The sequence below is a fragment of the Methylopila sp. Yamaguchi genome (assembly GCF_002897035.1).
Taxonomy (GTDB): Bacteria; Pseudomonadota; Alphaproteobacteria; order Rhizobiales; family Methylopilaceae; genus Methylopila.
The window spans coordinates 140,073-161,366 of the sequence record NZ_BAUX01000011.1 but is presented as its reverse complement, the minus strand read 5'-3'; the positions used below and the strand labels follow the sequence as shown (position 1 = coordinate 161,366).

Annotated in this window: 17 protein-coding genes; 14 read left to right on the top strand and 3 right to left on the bottom strand. The window is 66.2% G+C overall.

The annotated features are described in order from the left end of the window. The 8 genes from METY_RS14220 to METY_RS14185 all read left to right on the top strand — a co-directional run. The coding region (locus tag METY_RS14220; protein WP_103122039.1) for an IclR family transcriptional regulator at window positions 1-793 on the top strand (793 nt) is incomplete at its 5' end. After that, complete coding sequence (locus METY_RS14215; RefSeq protein WP_103122038.1) at window positions 790-1,920, top strand: iron-containing alcohol dehydrogenase; 1,131 nt, start codon at window positions 790-792, stop codon at window positions 1,918-1,920. The genes METY_RS14220 and METY_RS14215, both read left to right, overlap by 4 nt. A gap of 59 nt (window positions 1,921-1,979) precedes the next feature. Beyond that, window positions 1,980-2,969 carry a Bug family tripartite tricarboxylate transporter substrate binding protein gene (locus METY_RS14210; RefSeq protein ID WP_103122037.1) on the top strand — a complete coding sequence of 330 codons (990 nt, stop codon included), beginning with the start codon at window positions 1,980-1,982 and terminating at the stop codon, window positions 2,967-2,969. 93 nt (window positions 2,970-3,062) lie between these two features. Continuing rightward, window positions 3,063-3,947, top strand: coding sequence for a dihydrodipicolinate synthase family protein (locus METY_RS14205; RefSeq protein ID WP_103122036.1), 885 nt, complete (start codon window positions 3,063-3,065; stop codon window positions 3,945-3,947). A gap of 10 nt (window positions 3,948-3,957) precedes the next feature. Further along, complete coding sequence (locus METY_RS14200; protein WP_103122058.1) at window positions 3,958-4,938, top strand: phosphoglycerate dehydrogenase; 981 nt, start codon at window positions 3,958-3,960, stop codon at window positions 4,936-4,938. Then, the gene (locus tag METY_RS14195) at window positions 4,935-5,984 is read left to right on the top strand and encodes an Ldh family oxidoreductase (RefSeq protein WP_103122035.1); all 1,050 of its coding nucleotides are present in this window, start codon (window positions 4,935-4,937) and stop codon (window positions 5,982-5,984) included. Before METY_RS14200 ends, METY_RS14195 begins: the two co-directional genes overlap by 4 nt. A gap of 162 nt (window positions 5,985-6,146) precedes the next feature. Further along, window positions 6,147-6,986, top strand: a complete 840-nt coding sequence (locus METY_RS14190) for a universal stress protein (protein ID WP_103122034.1) — start codon at window positions 6,147-6,149, stop codon at window positions 6,984-6,986. 1 nt (window position 6,987) lies between these two features. Continuing rightward, window positions 6,988-9,690 (top strand): bifunctional acetate--CoA ligase family protein/GNAT family N-acetyltransferase, encoded by a 2,703-nt coding sequence (locus tag METY_RS14185; protein WP_103122033.1) that lies wholly within the window; start codon window positions 6,988-6,990, stop codon window positions 9,688-9,690. A 13-nt stretch (window positions 9,691-9,703) separates the two neighbouring features. Here the strand turns inward: METY_RS14185 and METY_RS14180 are convergent, their stop codons facing one another. Then, the gene (locus tag METY_RS14180) at window positions 9,704-10,228 is read right to left on the bottom strand and encodes a hypothetical protein (RefSeq protein WP_103122032.1); all 525 of its coding nucleotides are present in this window, start codon (window positions 10,226-10,228) and stop codon (window positions 9,704-9,706) included. A gap of 140 nt (window positions 10,229-10,368) precedes the next feature. Between METY_RS14180 and METY_RS14175 the strand changes: the two genes are divergently transcribed. After that, window positions 10,369-11,139 carry a Crp/Fnr family transcriptional regulator gene (locus tag METY_RS14175; protein WP_103122031.1) on the top strand — a complete coding sequence of 257 codons (771 nt, stop codon included), beginning with the start codon at window positions 10,369-10,371 and terminating at the stop codon, window positions 11,137-11,139. 26 nt (window positions 11,140-11,165) lie between these two features. On the opposite strand, the gene METY_RS14170 is transcribed toward METY_RS14175, so the two are convergent. Continuing rightward, on the bottom strand, window positions 11,166-12,008 hold the full coding sequence (locus tag METY_RS14170; RefSeq protein ID WP_103122030.1) for a universal stress protein: 843 nt from the start codon (window positions 12,006-12,008) through the stop codon (window positions 11,166-11,168). A gap of 122 nt (window positions 12,009-12,130) precedes the next feature. Between METY_RS14170 and METY_RS14165 the strand changes: the two genes are divergently transcribed. From METY_RS14165 to METY_RS14145, 5 genes are all read left to right on the top strand, one after another. Beyond that, the gene (locus METY_RS14165; RefSeq protein ID WP_103122029.1) at window positions 12,131-14,725 is read left to right on the top strand and encodes a cation-translocating P-type ATPase; all 2,595 of its coding nucleotides are present in this window, start codon (window positions 12,131-12,133) and stop codon (window positions 14,723-14,725) included. A gap of 323 nt (window positions 14,726-15,048) precedes the next feature. Next, window positions 15,049-15,282, top strand: coding sequence for a c-type cytochrome (locus METY_RS21425; protein ID WP_244593659.1), 234 nt, complete (start codon window positions 15,049-15,051; stop codon window positions 15,280-15,282). Window positions 15,283-16,390: 1,108 nt separating this feature from the next. Further along, the gene (locus tag METY_RS14155) at window positions 16,391-17,140 is read left to right on the top strand and encodes a universal stress protein (RefSeq protein WP_103122028.1); all 750 of its coding nucleotides are present in this window, start codon (window positions 16,391-16,393) and stop codon (window positions 17,138-17,140) included. A gap of 409 nt (window positions 17,141-17,549) precedes the next feature. Then, on the top strand, window positions 17,550-19,493 hold the full coding sequence (locus METY_RS14150; protein WP_103122027.1) for a hybrid sensor histidine kinase/response regulator: 1,944 nt from the start codon (window positions 17,550-17,552) through the stop codon (window positions 19,491-19,493). Between the two features lie 441 nt (window positions 19,494-19,934). After that, on the top strand, window positions 19,935-20,528 hold the full coding sequence (locus tag METY_RS14145) for a sigma-70 family RNA polymerase sigma factor (protein WP_103122026.1): 594 nt from the start codon (window positions 19,935-19,937) through the stop codon (window positions 20,526-20,528). A 72-nt stretch (window positions 20,529-20,600) separates the two neighbouring features. Here METY_RS14145 and METY_RS14140 read toward each other — a convergent pair whose 3' ends face one another. Next, a complete protein-coding gene (locus METY_RS14140) occupies window positions 20,601-21,020 on the bottom strand; it encodes a DUF6894 family protein (protein WP_103122025.1) in 420 nt (139 codons plus the stop codon). Between the last annotated feature and the right edge of the window lie 274 nt (window positions 21,021-21,294).

Genomic DNA, 21,294 nt, shown 5'->3' with positions numbered 1-21,294 from the left:
TTTCGTCGGCAGCGTGGCCAAGACGTTCGCCGTCCTGAGAGCCTTCGGCCCCGACGCCGCCGAGCTGACGGGCGCCGAGATCGCGAAGCGCGCTGGGCTCGACCGGGGGGCGGCGTTCCGCTTCGCTCATACGCTTGTCGCGCTCGGCTATCTCGCGCCGGTCGCGGGCTCGCGGAAGTTTCGCCTGACGCTCAAATGCCTGGAGCTCGGCTTCACTGCGCTCAACCAGGGCGACATGCCGTTCCATGCCCGCCCGCTGCTCGCGGACGTCGTGCCGTCGATCTCCGACAGCGCCTCGTTCGGCGCCCTGCACGAGGGCGACGTCGTCTATCTCGCGCGGATCGAGCAGTCCGGCCCGCAGCCGGTCAGCCGCCGCCCGGGCAGCCGCACCGGCGCCTACGCCGCGGCGCTCGGCCACGCAATCCTCGCCCATCTGCCGCGGGATGCGCAGATCGCGCATCTCGACGCCGCCCCGCGCGTAAAGTTGTCGGAGCAAACGCTGATCGACCTCGGCGCGCTGACAGCGCGCCTGGACGAGGTGCGGGCGCGCGGCTTCGCGGTCTCGGACGGCGAAAACGCCTACGGGCTACGCACCGTCGCCGCTCCTGTATTCGATGCGGAGGGCCGCGCGGTCGCAGGCGTCAGCCTGACGATCCGCGCCGAGCGGATGAGCGTTGACGATTTCGTCGACGTCGCCGCGCCGCATGCGGTTCGCATCGCAGGCGCGCTCTCGGAGGCCGCGCGCCGGTCGTTCGGCGCGATCGCCGTCCCGCCCGCCGGAGGATGGTCATGACGTCGCTCGTCTCCCCGATCGAGCTTCTGCGCCCCGCGCGCATCGACTTCGGGCCCGGCATGCTCGCCGGCCTCAGGGCCTATGTGGCTGAGCGCGGCTACTTGCGACCGCTCGTCGTCGCCGATCCCTTCAACGCCGCCCGCGTCGACCTGCTCGGCTTGCGCGGCGACGCAACGGTCTTCGGCGAGGTGAAGCCCGAGCCCGACGCGCCGAACCTTGACAAGGCGCTGGCGCTCGCAGCCGAAGCCCGCCCCGACGTCGTGATCGGCTTCGGCGGCGGCAGCGCCATGGACCTCGCCAAGCTCGTGGCCGTGCTGCCCGGCTCGGGTCAGACGCTCAAGGATGTCGTCGGGCCGGAGAGAGTGTCGGGCCGCACCGTGGGGCTCATCCAGATCCCGACCACGTCCGGCACGGGCTCCGAGGGCGGAACCCGCTCGCTCGTCACCGACCCCGAGACCAAGAACAAGCTAGCGGTCCAGAGCCGCCACATGCTCGCGGACCTCGCGATCGTCGACCCCGATCTCACCATGACGGTTCCGCCGTCCGTCACCGCGGCGACCGGCGTCGACGCCATGGCGCATTGCGTCGAGGCCTTCACCTCCAAGAAGGCGCATCCGATCATCGACGTCTACGCGCTCGAAGGCGCGCGGCTCGTCGGCCGCTATCTCGCTCGCGCGGTGGCCGACGGGTCGGACCGTGAGGCCCGCGTCGGGCTGGCGCTCGCCTCGCTTTACGGCGGCTTCTGCCTCGGGCCGGTGAACACGACCGCGGGCCATGCGGTCGCCTATCCGCTTGGCACGCGCCATCACATCGCGCACGGCCTCGCCTGCGCGCTCATTTTTCCGCACACGCTCGCGTTCAACGCGCCGGCCGTTCCGCAGAAGACCGGTCTGGTGCTCGAGGCGCTCGGCGTGAAGGGCGCGACCGCTCCCGACGCCGCCTTCGCGGGCGCCTACGGGTTCTGCGCAGATCTCGGGGTCGAGATGCGGCTGTCCGCGCTCGGCGTGCCGGACAACGACTTCGAAACCATGGCGACGGAGGCCCACGCCATCCGCCGGTTGCTCGACAACAACCCCCGCGACATGAGCCGCGAGGACATCCTCGCGATCTACGCCAAGGCCGCCTGAGAAGCGGCCGTCGTCACGAGGCGGCCGCCAGGCCGCCGATCGAAACTGGAGGACGCTCGATGCTGAAATCCCTGCTGATCGCGGGCCTCGCGCTCGCGACGCCGCTCTCGCTCGCCCTGACGTCGTCCGCGCCCGCGGCCGAGGGCGACTGGCCGACGAAGCCCATCACGCTGCTTGTGCCGTTCACCGCCGGCGGCACCGCCGACATCTTCGCCCGCATGATCGGCGACCACCTGAACAAGGCCACGGGCCAGCCGATCGTGGCGGAGAACATCGGCGGCGGCGGCGGCACGCTTGCGCTCGGCCGGCTCGCGCGCTCCGAGGCCGACGGCTCGGTGATCGCGATCGCCTCGACCTCGAACCTCTCCATCCATCCGACGCTGCTGAAGGACCGCATCCAGTATCAGACGCTGCGCGACCTCGCGCCCATCACCCAGGTCTCGCTCGTGCCGAACCTCCTGGTTGTGAACCCGGAGCGCGTCAAAGCCCGCACCGTTCAGGAGCTCATCGATTACCTCAAGGCCAATCCCGACAAGGTCGCGTTCGGCTCGTCGGGCGTCGGCACCACGCAGCATCTCGCCGGCGAGCTCTTCATGCAGCGCACAGGCACGAAGATGACGCATGTCGCCTACAAGGGGTCGAGCCAGATGATGCCGGACCTGATCGCCGGCCAGATCGACATCGCCTTCGACAACGCGCCGCTGCTCTGGCCGCACATCAAGTCGGGGAAACTGGTCGCGCTCGGGACCGCGACCGCCGAGCGTCTCAAGGTCGCGCCGGACCTGCCGACCGTCGCCGAAACAGTGCCGGGCTTCCAGGCCGTCGCCTGGCACGGCTTCCTCGCGCCGGTGAAGACACCAAAGCCGCTGATCGAGGCCTACGCGAAGGAGATCAACGCCTTCATGGAGCGACCCGAGACGCAGAAGCGCTTCGAGGAGCTCGGCGTGCTGCCGATGCACACGTCGCCGGAGGCCTTCGCCAAGCTGATCGGCGATGAGGCCCAGCAGTGGAGCAAGGTCATCGAAACCGCCGGCGTAAAACCCGAGTGACGGCTGACGCCTGAACCACGACCGTCATCCCGACTAAAAAGCGCCGGGATGACGGTCTTCGCCTCCCGAGCCCTCAATGCCCCCGAGAGATCCATGACCACCTGCGAAACCTTCGTCGCCCTTGTGACCTGCTTCGGCGACGCCGAGGAGATCGACTTCCGCGCGACCCGCGCGCAGGTGCGCCGGCAGGTCGAGGCGGGCAATAACATCATGTGCGCCGGCACCAACGGCGACTTCACCGCGCTCACCTTCGAGGAAAAGGTGCGGCTGACCGAAGAGGTCGTGGATGAGGCCGGCGGCCGGGCGCGCGTCATCGTCAACGCCGGCATGCCGGCGACCTACGAGACGGTGAAGCTCGCGCGGGAATTCGACCGCATCGGCGTCGACGGGATCGCGGTCATCACCCCGTTCTTCATCGAATGCACGCAGGACGGGCTGGTCCGCCACTTCTCGACGGTGGCCGACGCCGTGAAGACGCCGATCTATCTCTACGACATCCCGGCCCGCACCCAGAACCACATCGAGCCGGAGACCGCGCGCGTCCTCGCCCGACACGGCAACATCGCAGGCATCAAGGACAGCGGCGGCCAGCAGGCGACGCTCGAGGCCTATCTCGGCGTCTCCAAAACGGAAGGCTCCTTCGACGTCTACTCGGGCCCGGACTCGCTCGTGCTCTGGGCGTTCCAGAACGGCGCCAAGGGGTGCATCTCCGGGCTCGGCAACGTCATGCCCAAGGTGCTGGCGGAGATCGCCGAAGGCTACAACGCCGGCGACCTTTCCAAAGCCGAAGCCGCGCAGGCGAAGTTCACGGCCTTCCGCACCGACCTCTACAAGCTCGGCTACCCGCCGGCGCTCGTGAAGCGCTCGCTCTACCTGATGGACCCTTCCGTCGGCGCGAGCCGCCAGCCGGCGCTGCCGCCAAGCCCTGAGCAGGACGCGAAGATCGCCGCCCTGCTGAAGATTCATGGCCTCGCCTGAGGAGGACCCGATGACCGTCGTCGCCACCACATCGCCTGGCTTCGGCCGCTACGGAGCCGTCCCGGACAAACTCGCGCAGAAGGGTTGGACCGTCCTCCGCTGCGTCGACATGACGAAGCCGGACGGGGGTCTTTTGGAGCATCTCGCCGACGTCGATTTTCTGGTCGCGGGCCTCGTCAAGGTGACTGAGGAGACGCTTGCGGCCGCGCCGAAACTGAAGGCGGTGCTGAAGCACGGCGTCGGGGTCGACAGTATCGACGTCGCGGCCTGCACGGCGCGCGGACTTCCGGTGCTCAACACGCCCGGCGCGAACGCGGCCGCGGTCGCGGAGCTCGCCGTCGGCATGATGTTTTCGCTCGCGCGCAACATCCCGGCGGGCCACCAGGGCGTCGTCACCGGTGGCTGGAAGCGCGTCGTCGGCAGCGAGATCGACGGCAAGACGCTCGGGATCGTCGGCCTGGGCGCGATCGGCCGGTCGCTCGCGCTGAAAGCCGTAGGTCTCGGCATGAAGGTCGTGGCCTCCGACCTCTATCCCGACCGAGGCTTCGCGGAGACGAACGGCGTCGATATCGTGGAGCTCGACGAGCTTTTGAGGCGTTCAGACTACGTCTCGCTCCACGTCTTCGGCGGGGCGGACAACGCCGCGCTGATCAACGCTGAGCGCCTGGCGCTCATGAAGCCGACCGCGTGCCTGCTCAATCTCGCCCGCGGCGAGGTCGTGGACCTAGACGCGCTCGATGCGGCGCTCACCGCCAAGAAGCTCGCGGGGGCCGGGATCGACGCCTATGTGGTCGAGCCGCCGGACGTCTCTCACCCGATCTTCCGCCAGCCGCGCGTCGTCTTCACGCCGCACACCGGCGCGGACACGGTCGAGTCGGTCGAACGCGTCGGGCTCATGAACATCGAGGACATCGAGACGCTGCTCGCCGGCGGTCGCCCAACCCGCGTGCTGAACCCCCAGGTGTTTCAGCAGGCGGGAGCGCCGGCATGACGGCGCCCCGCTTCCGCGCCGAGGACTTGGTCGCGTACGCCGAGGCCCTGTTCTCGGCCGCCGGTCTCGAATCCGACAAGGCGAAAGCGGTCGCGACCTATCTGGTCGAGGCCGACCTGATGGGTCACACCACTCACGGCCTCGCGCTCGCGGGCTGGTATCTCGACGCAGTTGCGGACGGCGTGATGACCAAGGCCGGCGCGCCCGGGATCGTGTCCGATCGCGGCGCGGTCGTCTGCTGGCGCGGGCGACGCCTGCCTGGCGCGTGGCTGACGGCGGAGGCGGTGAAGCTCGGCTGCGAGCGCGCGAAGACCCACGGCGCGGCAACGATCGTCATCGGCGACAGCCACCACATCGGTTGCCTGGCGGCCTATCTGCCGATCGCGACGAGCGAAGGATTGATGGTCACCATCGCCAGCTCCAGCCCCTCTGGCGCGCAGGTCGCGCCCTTCGGCGGGCTGAAGGGGCTCTACACGCCCGACCCCGTCGCGCACGGGATTCCGACGCCGGGCGACCCGATCCTGATCGACATCTCGGCCTCGATCACCACCGTCAACATGAGCCAGCGGCTGATCAAGGCGGGCGAACAGTTCCCGCATGACTGGCTGATGGACAAGGACGGCAAGCCGTCGCGCGACCCGAAGGTCATGCAGGAGGGCGGCACGCTGCTGCCGACCGGCGGACTGGACCATGGCCAGAAGGGCTACGGCATGGCGCTCCACGTCGAGGCCGTGACGCAGGGCTTGGCGGGATACGGCCGCGCCGACGCGCCGAAGGGCACCAACGCGGCGGTGACCGTGCAGGTCTACGATCCCGAGGCCTTCGGCGGGCGGGATGGGTTCCTGCGCCAGACCGGCTGGCTCGTGGACGCCTGCCGCGCCAACCCGCCGCGGCCGGGCGTCAACGCGGTGCGGCTGCCGGGCGAAGCCGCGCTGACGCGGAAGCGCGAGGCGCTCGCGAACGGCGTCGCGATCCACGATGGCGTCCTTGCTTCGCTGGAGCCGCACGCCGCGCGTCTCGGCGTTCAACCGCCGATCGCGATCTGAGGCGTCGGACGCTCGCCGCAGGGTCGCTTCAGGCCTCATCGGGACACCTAAAGGCCGATGGGCGGCGCCGACATGCGCCGGCCATGGGAGGTTTGATCGAAATCAAGGCTCTGGGGAGCGATCTGCAGATGCTCGTGCGTCAGATCGCAGGAGGAGCGGCTCATGAACTCCACCCCAGCCGGCGCCGGTTTCGCCAGCATTCTCGTGCACTTCGATCTTACGCCCTACGCCGAGGCGCGAGGGCGGCTCGCAGCTCAGTTTGCGGAACGGTATGGCTCCTATTTCGTCGGCGCCGCAGCCGAGCAGCAACTGCTCGAAGTCTATGCGGGCGGAGCCATCAATATCTCGGCGTCCGTGTCCGACGAAGAGCGGGGCCGCGTCGAGGGAGACCTGCATGCCGCGCGACGAACCTTCGACGCGGTCGTCGGCTCGCGCAACGACGCTGAATGGCGCGCCTGCGTCACCGATCCGGAACGGTTTCTCATCGAGCAGACGCGCGCCGCGGACCTCGTGGTGGTGGGCAGGCGCGCGAGCTATGACGTCCAGGACGGGGCGCTGGGCGTTCGCCCCGGCGTGATCGCGCTGGAATGCGGCCGGCCGATCCTCGTAGTGCCGCCGGAAAAAGACTACCTCGCGGCCCATAAGGTCGTCGTCGCATGGAAGGACACGCGAGAAGCGCGACGGGCGGTGCGTGACGCGCTTCCCATTCTGAAGAAGGCTAACGAGGTGGTCATTCTCGCGGCGACGCCGGCGCTTCGCGATGCCGGCGCTGAGGACGTGGCGGCGTGGCTTGATCGGCACGGCGTGCGGGCCCATGCCTCGGTCCACTCCGGGCAGCTGGAGACCGTGGCGAACGACCTCATGGATCAAGCCGACGACATCGGCGCCGACCTCATCGTGGCGGGGGCTTACGGTCACAGCCGCACCCGCGAGTGGCTCTTCGGCGGGGTGACGCGGGATCTCCTGGAGACGTCGAAACACTGCCTGTTCATGTCGCATTAAGATGAGCAGCTTCGGCCTCGACCGGCTCTTCCGGCCGGCCTCGGTCGCGGTCGTCGGCGCAAGCGACCGCCCCGGCTCGCTGGGCCGGGCCGTGATGGCCAATCTGGCCGCGGGCGGCTTCGCCGGCCGCATCGTTGCGGTCAACCCCAAGCATGCGACGGTGTCGGGCGCCGCGTGCTTGCGAAGGCTCGCGGACATCGGCGAGGCGGTGGATCTCGTCGTGGTCTGCACGCCCCCGACGGCGGTGCCGGCCGTGATCGCGGACGCGGCGGCGGCCCGCGCAGGGGCCGCGGTCATCCTCACCGCCGGCCTGTCACGCGGCCCGGGCTCGCAATCCGAGGCGATCGCCAAGGCGGCCAAGGCGCATGGCCTGCGGCTTCTGGGCCCGAACGCCTTTGGCCTCCTCGCGCCGCCGGCCGGCCTTAACGTGAGTTTTTCGGCGGGCCCGTGCCTGGAGGGCGATCTCGCCCTCGTCAGCCAGTCCGGGGCCGTGGCCGCCGCCCTCGTCGGCTGGGGGACCAAACGCGCCCTTGGCTTCTCCGCTGTTGTGTCCCTTGGAGACGCGCTCGACGTGGATGTAGCGGACTGCCTCGACCACTTCGCCGGGGATGGCCGGACACGCGCGATCCTGCTTTACGTCGAAGCCATCACCGACGCCGGGAAGTTCATGTCGGCCGCCCGCGCGGCCGCCCGCGTCAAGCCGGTCGTCGTGGTCAAGGGAGGCCGGCACGTCGAAGGCGCCAGAGCGGCGGCCACCCATACCGGCGCGCTTGCGGGCGCCGACGGCGTCTACGACGCGGCCTTCCGACGCGCGGGGCTTTTGAGGGTTCTGGATCTGGATCAGCTTTTCGTCGCCGCCGAGGCGCTCGGTCGCGGTCAGTTCGACCGGGGGGATCGGTTGGGGATCCTCACAAACGGCGGCGGGATTGGCGTCCTGGCGATCGATCGCCATCTCGACGCTCGCGGGGAAGTCGCCGCGATCTCTTCCCGCACGCTGCTTGCGCTCGATCAACTGCTTCCCAGCACATGGTCGCGCTCCAATCCTGTCGACGTCATCGGCGACGCCGATGCGGCGCGTTTCGCCGGCGCGCTCGACGCTCTGCTCCGAGACGAACAGGTCGACGCCGTCGTCGCCCTCGACGTTCCAACGGCGCTGGCGTCCTCGGAGGCGACCGCGCGGGCCGTCATCGCGACGATCGCCGCGGCGAGAGAGCGTTCCGCGCCTCCGAAGCCGGTCTTGGCCTCATGGCTTGGAGCGGGCGAAGAGATCAACCGGCTTTTCGCCGAAGCCAGAGTTCCCCATTTTGACACCGAGAGCGACGCCGTCGCGGCGTTTGGCTATCTGACCCGTCACCGGCGTGCGCAGGCTGCGCTGCAGGCTACGCCCGCCTCGGCGGTTCTTCCGGACGCCCCTGCGACCACTGCGGCGATCGCCTGCGTCCGCGCCGCCGTCGCAGCTGGGCGCGCGTGGCTCGACCCGATCGAGGCGAGCCGGCTCCTGAAGGCGTTCGGGGTGCCGATCGTCAAGAGCGTGACCGCGGCGACCCCCGATGAGGCGGCCGCAGCCGCCCGCCAGATCCTGCGCAGCGTGGACGCCGTCGTCCTCAAGATCCGTTCGCGGGTGATCGTCCACAAATCGGACGTCGGCGGCGTTCGCCTCGGTCTCGAAACTCCCGCCGCCGTCGCTCGGGCGGCGGCCGACATGCTGGCGAGGGTGCGGGCGGCCCGACCCGACGCCGAAGACGCAGACTTCCTTTTGCAGCCCATGGTCAGACGCCCCGGCGCGCGCGAACTGATCGCAGGCCTGTCCGACGATCCGACGTTCGGTCCCGTCATCCTTTTCGGGCGGGGCGGCGTCGGCGTGGAAATCTACCGCGACACCGCGGTCGGCCTGCCGCCGCTGGATCGGACATTGGCCGGGGATCTGATCGATCAGACCGATGTCGGACGGACCCTCGCCGCCTACCGCGACGTGGCCGCAGCCGACCGGGCGGGCGTGGAAGGGGTGCTGATCGCCTTGGGCGAGCTTGCTTCCGCCTGTCCGGAAATCCGGTCGATCGACCTCAATCCATTGCTGGCCGACGAAGCGGGCGTGCTGGCCGTGGACGCGCGCGTCGCGATCGCAGCCGGCGGAGCGTCCCGACTGGTCATCCGGCCCTATCCGTCGGGTTGGATGCGATCGCTTAAGACGAAGTCCGGCGCAGCCTACGATGTGCGGCCGTTGCGGGCCGAAGACGAAGAGCTCGTTAGCCGGTTTCTGGCGGCGGTCGAGCCGAACGACCTCCGACTGCGCTTCTTTGCGCCGGTTCGCCATCTCGAGCACGGGTTTCTAACGCAGCTCGTCCATCTCGACTACGCGCGCGCCATCGCCTTCGTCGCTCTCGATGCCGCAGGCGAAGCGTCCGGCGTCGTCAGCCTCCATTGCAACGGGGATCGAACAGACGGCGAGTTCGCCATTCTTGTTCGAAGCAATCTGAAGGGCCGAGGACTCGGCTGGGCTCTCATGGGCCTTGTGCTGGACTGGGCGAAGGCGGAGGGCGTGGCGACAGTGCGCGGAGAGGTGCTCAGGGAAAACGCCGAGATGTCCGCGATGTGCCGCGAGCTCGGCTTTGAGGCGCTGACGGAAAAGGATGGTGCTTCGACTATATTTTCTCTTAACGTCAGCCAGGAGTGCGAAAGGGGTCGCGCAACTTCCATTGCCTGATTTCGGCAGGTGACTAGGCCACGACATCTTGGCTGTCTGGCGGACAATTATCCGAAAGAATTTTGACCACCACGCCGCTGCTCGTCTGCCGGAAATCGTTCAAAGCTCGTGTGGAGTTCCCGGCAATTGCGGGCAATTCTATGATCACGCCGCGACAGCTAAGTGAGATGGCGAGCGCTTCGCCTTCCGCGGCGATCCGCGCGAGCAACTCGGTTCCCGGAAGTTCAGCAAAGACGAGATCATGAAGCCGGATCATCCGTATGGAAGAATGCTGCTGGCTGTCGGCCAGTGAAGGTTCCGTCTGTACGAAGTACCTGAACAATGCGTGGAGATATCCGCGCGCGTCTTCAATCGCGACCACTCCCGCTTGCGAACGCTCCAGTTGCTGGGCGCGTGCGAGATAGCGCGTCCAGCCTTCGAAGCCCAGGAACGGATGACAGAGGCTGACAAGCGCGAAGGCGCGGCGGACCGTCGTGTCACTCGGCGCGATGTCGGGAGCCGTCAGTCGCAGCGCAGACAAGCAACTGATCGCGCACATGATTCTCGTCCAATGGGATCGATGATGATCTTGGATTGCGGCGCCGGATGAATGCTTTGATCCAGATCAATCCTCGGAACGATCGCTGCGCTATTGTCGATGGAGATAGGGTTTGGCGCTGCCAGCACAGGGGGCATGCCATGTCCACCCGCGCCGCATTAGATACCGAAGCATATGAGGTCGTCGCTCCATCGCAGCGGACCTCGCGCCGCAGTTGTAAACGCGAAAACGACGAGGCTTGCAGGGAGTGCGCCGTACGAAGCGTCAGCGTGTGCGACGCGCTGGAGCCCGATGATCTCGCGACGCTGAACTTGCTCAAGGAGAAATTATGCTTCAATCCAAAAGAAACGTTATTCTATCAAGATGATTCTGCGTTGTCGGTTTACAATGTGACTTCTGGATCAGTGAGGTTGTACAAACTTCTGCCCGACGGGCGGCGGCAGATTGTCGGGTTCATGATGCCGGGTGACTTTATCGGTCTTTCACTTAGTGAGCGTAACGGTTATTCGGCCGACGCCATTGATACGGTGCACGCTTGCCGTTTCAACAGAGCCGATTTTGTCTCGTTCGTGGTCGCCAAACCTAATTTGCTTAGGAAGCTTCATGAGGCCGCCACCCATGAGCTGACGCTTGCGCAGGATCACATGGTTCTGCTGGGACGCCGTTCCGCCGACGAGAAGATGGCGTCGTTCCTTGTCACGATGCGCGATCGCCTGATCCGCCTAGGCTCCAGCGCAGTCACAATACCCCTGCCCATGACCCGTCAGGATCTGGCGGATTATCTGGGATTGACCCTCGAAACGGTTAGTCGTGTCATTTCGAGGCTTGGCCGCGAACGCGTCCTCCTCGTCGTTCCGAACGGGATCCGAATCCTGAACTCGGCGCGGCTCGAGGAGCTTGGAGCGAGCTAGGCGCGCCGGGTCCGCTCTCCCGTCTTTCAACGAGCCACAAGAAGAGGCGCCCCACTGTTCTTCAGCATCTCCTGCGTCACTCCGCCGAAGATCCATTCGCGGATCGGCGAGTGGACGAAGGCCCCCATCACGATCAGATCCGCACGATGGATGCCCGCCTGCTCACGCAAACGCGCGCCGACGTCGTTCCCTGCCGGTAGCTCCTTGACGGTCGCATTGACCCCGTGGCGGACGAGTGCGACGGCCAGATCCGCTCCTGCGGCGCTGCGGGGAACGTCCTTGTCGCCGACATAGCAGACGATCTCGACGCTCGCAGCGGCCTTGAGGAAGGGAAGGGCGGCCGCGACAGCCCGCGCCGCCGCCGCGCTGGCGTCCCAGGCGACGACGATGCGATCGCAGGCAAACGTTTGAGAGCCTCGAGGCACGACGATCACGGGGCGCCCGCTTTCGAAAACAAGCGCGCGGAGCAGGCCGCCGTCGACCGTCATTGCGCTGGGATCTGCGTCGACGACGACGACGTCGTTCACGCGTGCTTGGGCCAAGGCCGCCGCTTTCAGCTCCGCATAGGTCAACTGCGGCGCGTCGACTTCGCATATCAGGCCGGCCATGGCGCCTTCTGCGCGCGTGGTTTCGGCGATCCTCCGGGTGAGCTCTTGAAGGCGGCGGTTCTCTTGATGGACCAAGCCCGCGACGACCGCGGATCCGTGGGCGCTCGGAATGTCCAGCTTCACCGACGCCGCCTGCACGGAAACGTGGGCGTCGGTCGCCTTCCCGAGCGCCAACCCATAACTGAGCGCGTCGGAGGGACGACCTTCGCCTTCTTCGTTCAGCGCGATCAGCACATTCTTGATGTTTGCGACTTTCGGCATGGCGCGGATCTCCGGTTCGGAGCCGATCAGAAGCCGAGTTCCTCGGCGGCGCTCTGATCGAGATCAAACATCTTCGGCGCCCGATCAAGGAAGCTTGGCGTCCCGTGGACGGACATCAGGCCATGACCCAGCTCCACCCGGACGGAACAGCTCGATCAGGTCGTGCGGCTCAGCAGCCGCCTCCCTCTCGTCGGCGCGGGCTCTCGAGTGCCGAAGCCGCCATCCGTCTGCGGAGCTTTGGCCCGAATGAAGCGCCCAGCCGGAACAGAAGCACGCTCAGGATCGCCTTGGGCGTCATCCGTGAGCCGATGTTCCTGCTGCTCGCAGGCGCGGCCGGCCTGTACTTCGCTGTGGGCGACCATGCCGAAGGCGCGATCATGGTCGCCGCGGCCGGGTTGTCGATAGGACTCGTCGTCGTTCAGCAGGTGCGATCGGAACACGCGCTTGAGGCGCTGAAGGCGCTCGCCGAGCCAACGGCGAAGGTCATGCGAGACGGTGCGGTGGCCCGTATTGCCACGCGCGACCTAGTACCCGGCGATCTTGTGATTCTCGTCGAGGGCGACCGCGTCCCGGCGGACGGCGTCCTCGTTGACGGGGGGCCTCTCCGCGTCGACGAGTCGGTGCTCACCGGAGAGTCGGCTCCGGTCACAAAGACCGCCGCGCGGGACGAAGCCGCACGGCAGGCTGCCGTGAACATGGAGCCCGGGGGTGCCGAGGCCGCCGCAGTGTTCGCCGGGGCTATGGTCGTGGGAGGGCAGGGCGCAGTCGAGGCGGCGCGTGTGGGGCGCGCGACCCATCTGGGCCGCATCGGCGCGTCCTTGGCGTCGATCGAAACGACGCCTGCGCCTTTGCAGGTTCAGACCAATCGGCTCGTCATGAGGTTAGGCATCGCAGCGCTTGGGTTCTGCGCCGTGGTCGCGGCCGCCTATGGGTTCCTCCGAAGCCAATGGTTCGAAGGCGGCCTCGCAGGCCTGACGCTCGCCATCGCTCTGGTGCCGGAAGAGTTTCCCATGGTGTTGGTCATCTTTCTGGCGCTCGGGGCCTGGCGGCTGTCGCGCCAGAAGGTCCTGACGCGCAGGCCGGCCGCCGTGGAGGCGCTCGGGTCCGTTTCCGCCCTGTGCGTCGACAAGACTGGCACTCTCACCGAAAATCGGATGCGTATCGCGGAAAGATGGGCTGGCGGTGCGCCTTTCCCGTCGAGGACGGCCCTCGATATCGAGCCGGACGCCTCGCTGGTGCGCATCGCAGTCCTCGCATGCGCGAGTCCAGCGATCGACCCAATGGACCGGGCCATCGCCCAAGCCTCGGGTGCGAAAGACGCCGCCGCGCCGGACCAACGTCTCAAGACCGTATTTCCGCTCAAGGCGGGCCGGATGGTCTTCGCCCAACAATGGATCAGTCCCGGCTCTGCTTCGGTGATCGCAGCCAAAGGCGCCCCCGAAACGGTCTACGACATGTGCCGTCTCTCTGCCGTGGAGCGCGACCGAGCTCACAGGGTCGCCGAAGGCATGGGGCGCCGAGGTCTTCGCGTCTTGGGCGTCGCGGAGGCGGAATGGGCGCCAGCGTCCGCACTGAACGATATCGACGATCTCGCATTCATCTTTCGCGGTCTGATCGGCTTCGAGGATCCGGTCCGAACGGAAGTCCCGGCGGCCGTCGCGATTTGCCAGCGCGCGGGCATCCGGGTGATCATGATGACAGGCGACGCCGCTCTGACCGCGGCCACGATCGCGCGCGAAGCTGGGATCGCGTCTGAAAACCAAGTTCTTTCCGGCTCGGACATCGCCGGCCTGACGCCGCACCAACTGGCGTTGCGAGCCGCGAGGACCTCGGTCTTCGCGAGACTGACGCCGGACCAGAAGCTCGCGCTCGTCAACGCCCTGAAGGAGAGCGGCGAAGTCGTCGCCATGACAGGCGACGGCGTGAACGACGCGCCCGCCCTGCGCGCCGCCCACATCGGGATCGCGATGGGCGAACGCGGCACTGATGTCGCGAGGGAGGCCGCCGACATCGTGCTGCTCGACGACCAATTCACATCGGTGGTGAATGGAGTCCGGTTGGGGCGGCGCATCTCTGAAAACCTGCGGCGCGCGATGACCTATATCACGGCAATACACGTGCCGATCGCCGGATTGTCTCTGCTGCCGATCCTGATCGGCATGCCGCCCGCGTTCTTCCCAATGCACGTCGTGCTTATGGAGCTGATCATCGATCCGGTATGCTCTATTGCCTTCGAGGCCGAGCCCGAGGCGTCGGACGTCATGGAGCGACCGCCGCGTCCGGCCACGCGCTCGCTGTTCGGATCTCAGGACATAGGCCGTGGGCTGTTCCAGGGGCTCGTCGTGCTCGCGGTCACGATGTCCAGCTTCGCCCTCGCTCTTCGATCCGGGCTTCCGGAGGAGCAAGCTCGTGGCGTGCTTCTTTCGATGCTGATCGTGGCGAACCTGTCGATGGCCTATGCCGAACTGTCGGTTCCGGGCCAACGCTTAATAGAACCCCACCGAGTGGTGTTCTATGGCGTCGTCGGCGCAGCGGCGATCGTCGTCGGGGCGGCGCTTTACGTTCCGGCCGCCGGCTCGTTGCTGAAGGTGGCCGCGCCGCCCGCGCCGATCGAAACTGCCGCATTGGCCGTGGCGATGCTGGCCGGCGGGTGGAGCCTAGTGACGAAACGGCTCAAAGCGAAGCCCCGACCATTGGCGACCGGCGCAAGCGCCTAGATCGCCAGCCGATAAGGCCGCCGCCCATCGGCGGCGCCGGCGACGGGATCTTCATAGCCCACAAACGGAAAGCCGATGTTGGACTTGGCGATCGCGTGCGTCGGAAACCGGCGGTCGCGCGTGTGCCCGGGACAGGTCGGGTCGTCTCGATCGCGACCCATCTGAGCGGCAATCTGGAGGCCGTGCGGCGTAGTCGGCGCCAGGTCGCCCGAGCCCGGCTGCGCAAAAAACTACAGCGGCTCCAGGATCTTGCGCGCGCCCCACTCGGCGCGAGGCCGTGAGGTTTGCACGGGGCCCAGGTCCTGCGCGCCGTCGTTGGTCCTCTGGGCCGCCACTCGGGTGGATCGCCGCTTGCCATCGAGCCAGCAGAACAACGGGGTCTCGCCTTTGCGAAGACCAACTGCGACGGCTGCCACGCGATCGGCAGGTCCGGCGTGAGCGCGCTAAGGATTGCGCCGCCGTTCCGAGACCTTCACACACGATATTCGGTCGACATGCTCGCCGAGGCGCTTGCCGAAGGCATCGTCACCGGGCACCCCACAATGCCGACATTTTAGCTCGACAGCGCTGAGATCGCAGACCTCATCGCCAATCTCACAACACTTCAACATCCGCGCGACGACTAGAAGGCGAGCGGATTTGAGGCCCCAGACCATGTCGCGGACATGAGCAGCATCCGGGTCGCCAGTTTGGCTTCGGTGTTGATGACCGCCGGCCTGCTCGCCTGCCACGGCGCGCGTAGGAGCGCTGAGGTCGTTCCCGAAGCCCGGACAGAAAGTTCGGCTTTGTTCCCCGGATGACCGGATCGCTGTCCGCCAACAGGAACGGCGCGCCCAACGACCGAGACGCCGCTGACTGATCGCTTTTTTGGGAGGCGCGTCGAGTTTCGACAGCCCGGCTCCGCATCAGACTTTGCGGTGATGCGGACTTACGCAGGCGGCCCAGGGCGGGGGAAGACCTTCTCCGCCTGACCGGAATGGGTTGCGTTCAAGCGCCTCGCGCTGACGTACTTGCGTTTGCTCGCCCCGAGTGCTGCCAGCATTTCCCGCCATCACCTGCAGCGCGCTCGCAATAGGCGTCGACAACCACCCACTGTCCTTCAGATAGGGACTTGCGTTCGATTGTCCTCCGGCGGATGGGTTCATTGCATTTGCAGGTCATTTTGATCCACTTATTGGGGTCCATCATTCACCCTGGCGAGCAATTGAGACAGTGCGGCAGTTTGTAGACCAAGCTGGACGCGCATGTTGATCTGGATCAAAAGCGCTGTTACTTGCGTTCAAATCTTGAAGTAATTAGCCGCAATAGAATATCTGTCGCGGCTGCGGCTTACGTTGGCGGCAAGTCGGAGGATAAGTGCCGGTCAAGATTTCTCCCGTGATCGATCGAGGCGAGCGCTCATCCCCCTTTGGCGAAGAGTTTTTCACGATGACCTCCTGCAAACGACCGGATGGAGTTTCGTAGGAGTCAGCTCCGAAGCAGGTTTCCCCCTCAGGCGTCGTTGAGCCAAGTCAAGGCGGCGGATCAGGTTCAGCCCGACGGTTAGACAAGGATCGACCACGGGAGACTACGATGCCTCTCTCGACACAACCCACAGCCAGTTTTGCGAGCATCCTCGTCCATTTCGATTTGACGCCGCAGTCAAAGTCTCGCGGCAGGCTTGCAATGGGGATCGCCGCCGACTTCGGCTCCCATCTCATCGGCGTCGCGGCCGAACAGATGCTGGTGCCGATCTACACAGACATGACGCCGAACGTGTCCGTGACGTTGATGGATGACGAGAGGGCGCGGGTCGAAAGCGACCTCGCCGCCGCCAGGGCGAGCTTCGTCTCCACTGTCGGCGCCGGGAACAATGTCGAATGGCGCTCTGACATCAGCGACCCTCGGCGCTTCCTGGCCGAACAAGCGCGCGCCGCGGATCTCGTGGTGGTGGGCCGAAAAGCCGGCGGCGACCCTCGAGACGGAGGGCTCAGCGTATCGCCCGGCGCGGCGGCGATGGAGTGCGGGCGCCCCATACTCGTCGCGCCGCCGAAGATCGATCGGCTCTCAGCCAAGCGCGTCGTGGTCGCCTGGAAGGACACGCGCGAAGCGCGACGCGCCATCCGGGACAGCATGCCGTTCCTACAGAGGGCTGAGGAGGTCCTGGTGGTGAGCGCGACGCTGGAGCTCCGAGATCGCGGCGCGGAGGACGTCGTCAGCTATCTCGGCCGTCATGGCGTCACGGCGCGTTCCGTCGTGCGCGCCGGCGAGATCTCCTCGATCGCGGGCGAGGTGCTCGAGGTCGCCAGGGAAGCGGAAGCCGGACTGATCGTGTCCGGGGCCTACGGGCACAGCCGGACCCGCGAGTGGATCTTCGGCGGCGTCACCCACGACCTGCTGCAGAGTTCGAACGTCTGTCTGCTGATGTCGCACTGACCGTGCCACGACGACCGGTCCGCGACGCCCAGGCCTGCACGTCCAGAATCGAGCGTGGCCGCGTCCGAAGCAAGCCGCGCGAGGGCAGGCCCCGACCACCGCGGCGGTCTCGACGCGCGGTCCGACGCTCGCAAATCGTGGTCCTCCGCCGTCCGCGCCGCCCGTGATGTCGCGAATTCGCCGAGCGGACGGAGGGACAAGACGAACGCCCGAATTGGCTGAGCTCGCCGTCTGCGCCAGCGCGATCAAGGTCTATCACGACCACGGCGCCCACGAACCCGGCGACCAGTGGCCTTGTTCGTCATTGCGTCGTCTCGACGCGCGGGCGCAAAGCACATAGCGTAAAACTGCGTACGTCGGTTCGAAAGCGGCGACTCTAGCCTCACGTCGTGCGTGTTTGGATCCACAAATGACCGCTGATGCTCTTTCGGACGTGGCGCTCTCGGCCGGATCGGACGACAAGTATCGGCTGCTTGTGGAGGCGGTCACCGACTACGCCATATATATGCTCGACCCTTCCGGCCGGGTCATGAGTTGGAACGCCGGCGCGGCGCGGCTAAAGGGCTACGCGCCGGGCGAGATCCTCAACCAGCACTTTTCGCAGTTCTTCACCCCCGAGGATCGGGAGGCGGGCCTGCCGGAGAGAGCGCTCGCCACCGCCCGGAGCGAGGGCCGGTTCGAGAGCGAAGGGTGGCGGATACGCAAGGACGGATCGCGCTTCTGGGCGCTCGCCGTGCTCGACCCGATCTACGCGCCCGACAGCGGATTGCTCGGCTACGCCAAGATCACGCGCGACCTGACCGAACGCAGGAATGCGGAGATCGCCCTGGCGCGGAGCGAGCAGCAGTTCCGGCTGCTGGTGCAGGGTGTGTCGGATTATGCGATCTACATGCTCAGCCCCCAGGGCATGGTGACCAACTGGAACTCTGGGGCGGAGCGCATCAAAGGCTATGCTCCACACGAGATCATCGGGCGTCATTTCTCCACCTTCTACAGCCCCGAGGACCGCGAGGCCGGCCTCCCCGGCGTCGGGCTGGAGACCGCGCTGAGGGACGGGCGGTTCGAGACGGAAGCCTGGCGCCACCGCAAGGATGGCTCACGCTTCTGGGCGCACGTCGTCATAGATGCGATTCTCGATGACGACGGCGCGCTGGTCGGGTTCGCCAAGATCACCCGCGACATCACCGAGAAGCGCGAGGCGCAGATCGCCCTTGAGCAGGCGCGGGAGGCCGTTCTCCAGTCGCAGAAGATGGAGGCCATCGGCCAGCTGACCGGCGGCGTGGCGCACGATTTCAACAACCTGCTTATGGTAATTCTCGGAAGCTTGGATCTGCTCAAGCGGCGGCTGCCTTCGGATCCGCGGACCGCTCCCCTGCTGGACAACGCTGTCCAGGCGGCGCAGCGCGGCGCCTCGCTCACCCAGAGGATGTTGTCGTTCGCGCGCAGGCAGGAACTCAGGCTCGCGCCGGTCGATCTGAACGTTCTGGTCCAAGGGATGGCCGAACTCATCGACCGCACGCTCGGCATGCGGTGCAAGATCGAGACGCGCCTACCGCTCAGTCTCGCCCCGGCCCAGGCCGACGCCAACCAGCTCGAGCTTGCGGTTTTGAACCTGGTCGTGAACGCGCGTGACGCTATGCCGGAAGGAGGAGAGATCGAGATCACGGGCCGGGAGGCCGAGCTTCCCGCCGACAATGGTCTTGGGCTCGCCGCCGGACGCTACGTATGCCTGTCGGTGAAGGATCACGGCTCGGGCATGGACGAGGCGACACTGGAGCGTGCCTCGGAGCCGTTTTTCACCACCAAAGGGGTCGGCAAAGGAACCGGTCTTGGGTTGTCGATGGTGCAGGGGACGGCGGAGCAGGTCGGCGGGAAGCTCGTTCTCCGGAGCGCGCTCGGCGCCGGGACGACCGCCGAGATGTGGCTTCCCGTCGCGACTAAACCCGCGGGCAGACCATGGCCGGAAGAGATCGGACGAGCCGAGTTTGAACGATCACGTGCGCTGAAGGTTCTCCTGGTCGATGACGACAGTCTCGTCCTCGCCAGTACAGCCGAGTTGCTGGACGATCTCGGACACAACGTCCACGTGGCGAACTCGGGAGCGGCGGCGCTCACGCTATTGGAAGGCCAAGACCTGTTCGATCTGGTGATCACCGATGTGATGATGCCAGGAATGACGGGGCTGGAGTTCGCAGAAGTGGCCCGCGCCCGTCACTCTGCGCTGCCGATCATTCTCGTAAGCGGCTTTGCCGAACTAGCGCCTGATACTGGGCAATTTCCGAGGCTCTCCAAGCCCTTCCGGCGGCACGAGATCGAGCGGGCGATCAACGATGCCATGCCGTCGCCCAACTGACAGCGTCGGCGCCGCTGAGATCGCCGGAAGCCATTGAAGCGGCGGTCAGGCTCGCGCTCCGGTCTTACAGGCGCGAAGACCGAAGTGCGTCTTTCCCCGAGCCGTCGACGTCCCTAGGAGGGAAGCTCCCGCTGGCATGCCGGAAGGCTCTTCCATCGCCGCCGCGGTGCAGAACCGGACGCTGAAGAAGCGCTATCTCCCGGATATTTCGATCGTATTCGATGCATTCCGGTAGGCCCCCAACACCGGATTTCCCACTTGGGAGCCAGCATGCTCACCCGCGGAGACGAGGTTCGACGATCGGGTCTGAGACGACGGCTGCGAACATGGCCGTATCCCTCGTGCTCTGCGGAACAAAGCTCAATGTTATGGTTTGTTGGCTAGCCGACAGACGGGGCGCGCGCCACGCCGCGTTAATCAGTCGCTCACCGGAGGACAGCCGTGGCGGAAGCACTGACACGTACGAAAGGTGTTTCCCTTGGAAGCGAGGCTCACAACTTTGCCCGTGCGCCCTTTCCAGTCAAAACCAAAGAAATTCTCGGCATTGAAGCGTCGATTGTCGATCTTGTTCCACGACTAAGGGCATTTGCGCGTTCGCTGACACGGAGCCACGCTGCGGCGGATGACCTGCTCCAGGAAACCTTCGTGCGGGCTTTAGGGCACATTGACCAGTTCTGCCCTGGGACCAATCTGAAGGCCTGGATCTTTGCGATCATGCGGAACACCTACATCTCGCAAGGCAAGAGATCGTCGCGGGAAACCCGGATGTTCAGGCCGGCGGACTGTGAGGCCGTCGCCGGAAGCTGGGCGCCGCAGAGTTGGTCAAGCGCGTCGCAGGTTGTGGCGAAGGCGCTATCTCAGCTGCCGCCTGATCAACGGGAGACGGTTGTCCTAATCTCCTGTCTCGGGCTGAGCTATGAAGAATGCGCAGAGACCTGTGGTTGCGCGATCGGCACCGTCAAAAGCCGCCTGAATCGGGGGCGCGAGGGACTGCGACGAATACTTGAGGCGGAGACGGCCGACGACCTCGTGTAGCAGAACCCTCAAAGCCGAAGCTCATAGGTTCGATTGCTCAAGCGCGCCGCACAGCGCTATTGCCTTGGACTATTAGGCCCCGCGCTCCGCACGCGGGCGGAGGTTGGCCTGCTTTCCTGCAATAGCGAATTTCGATAGCGCGTCACATAGCGTGCGGGCTCTCCGCTTGTGACGCTCGAATTCCAGCCGGAGCGCCATATTCTCGCTGAGCAGTCGATCCAGCCGCGCGCCAAGTTCGGCTTCGTCATCTGCGCCAGATAGGCCGGTCAAAGCGTGACGAAAGGGCACCACGGTCAGCACGTCATTGTCCGCGCCGCAGATCTCAATTCGCAATCCGATAGGGAACCGACCGACGCGCATGTGCTCGGAGAGCATTTCCCGAGCCGCCGCGACAGCGGCCTCTCTGGCGGCTTCGAGATTGATGTAAGGCCCCCCTTCGCAGTCAGCTATCAGCCGATCTCCATCCCTGATGTTCAAGAAGTAATGAGGCATCGCTTCGATCCTCGTATCGCCCGCGAGCGTCCTGATCCTATTGGCCAGCGTAGTGACCTAGCGGATCGAACTCACGGTACGCGCCGGAAGCGTCGTCGGACCAAGTTCCCCCGCGTCAGCAGTGTCGCCCTCACCGCATATCATCGAACCTCATGGGTCGTTTAGTTCCGGCGCTCCCTTCGTCTGCGATGATCCGCCAGACTTCATCGTCGATCACCCGACTTGCCGTCAGGGCCTTCCTTCCAGTTGCCTCTTTGCCTCGTCAACGAAGCGA

What these genes read in the sequence shown, in the direction of transcription:
- METY_RS14195 (WP_103122035.1), top strand. Translation starts at nt 4,935, where the DNA reads ATGACGGCGCCCCGCTTCCGCGCCGAGGACTTGGTCGCGTACGCCGAG.
- METY_RS14190 (WP_103122034.1), top strand. Translation starts at nt 6,147, where the DNA reads ATGAACTCCACCCCAGCCGGCGCCGGTTTCGCCAGCATTCTCGTGCAC.
- METY_RS14150 (WP_103122027.1), top strand. Translation starts at nt 17,550, where the DNA reads ATGACCGCTGATGCTCTTTCGGACGTGGCGCTCTCGGCCGGATCGGAC.
- METY_RS14215 (WP_103122038.1), top strand. Translation starts at nt 790, where the DNA reads ATGACGTCGCTCGTCTCCCCGATCGAGCTTCTGCGCCCCGCGCGCATC.
- METY_RS14155 (WP_103122028.1), top strand. Translation starts at nt 16,391, where the DNA reads ATGGGGATCGCCGCCGACTTCGGCTCCCATCTCATCGGCGTCGCGGCC.
- METY_RS14165 (WP_103122029.1), top strand. Translation starts at nt 12,131, where the DNA reads ATGACCCAGCTCCACCCGGACGGAACAGCTCGATCAGGTCGTGCGGCT.
- METY_RS14175 (WP_103122031.1), top strand. Translation starts at nt 10,369, where the DNA reads ATGTCCACCCGCGCCGCATTAGATACCGAAGCATATGAGGTCGTCGCT.
- METY_RS14210 (WP_103122037.1), top strand. Translation starts at nt 1,980, where the DNA reads ATGCTGAAATCCCTGCTGATCGCGGGCCTCGCGCTCGCGACGCCGCTC.
- METY_RS14140 (WP_103122025.1), bottom strand. Translation starts at nt 21,020, where the DNA reads ATGCCTCATTACTTCTTGAACATCAGGGATGGAGATCGGCTGATAGCT.
- METY_RS14205 (WP_103122036.1), top strand. Translation starts at nt 3,063, where the DNA reads ATGACCACCTGCGAAACCTTCGTCGCCCTTGTGACCTGCTTCGGCGAC.
- METY_RS14170 (WP_103122030.1), bottom strand. Translation starts at nt 12,008, where the DNA reads ATGCCGAAAGTCGCAAACATCAAGAATGTGCTGATCGCGCTGAACGAA.
- METY_RS14200 (WP_103122058.1), top strand. Translation starts at nt 3,958, where the DNA reads ATGACCGTCGTCGCCACCACATCGCCTGGCTTCGGCCGCTACGGAGCC.
- METY_RS14180 (WP_103122032.1), bottom strand. Translation starts at nt 10,228, where the DNA reads ATGTGCGCGATCAGTTGCTTGTCTGCGCTGCGACTGACGGCTCCCGAC.
- METY_RS14185 (WP_103122033.1), top strand. Translation starts at nt 6,988, where the DNA reads ATGAGCAGCTTCGGCCTCGACCGGCTCTTCCGGCCGGCCTCGGTCGCG.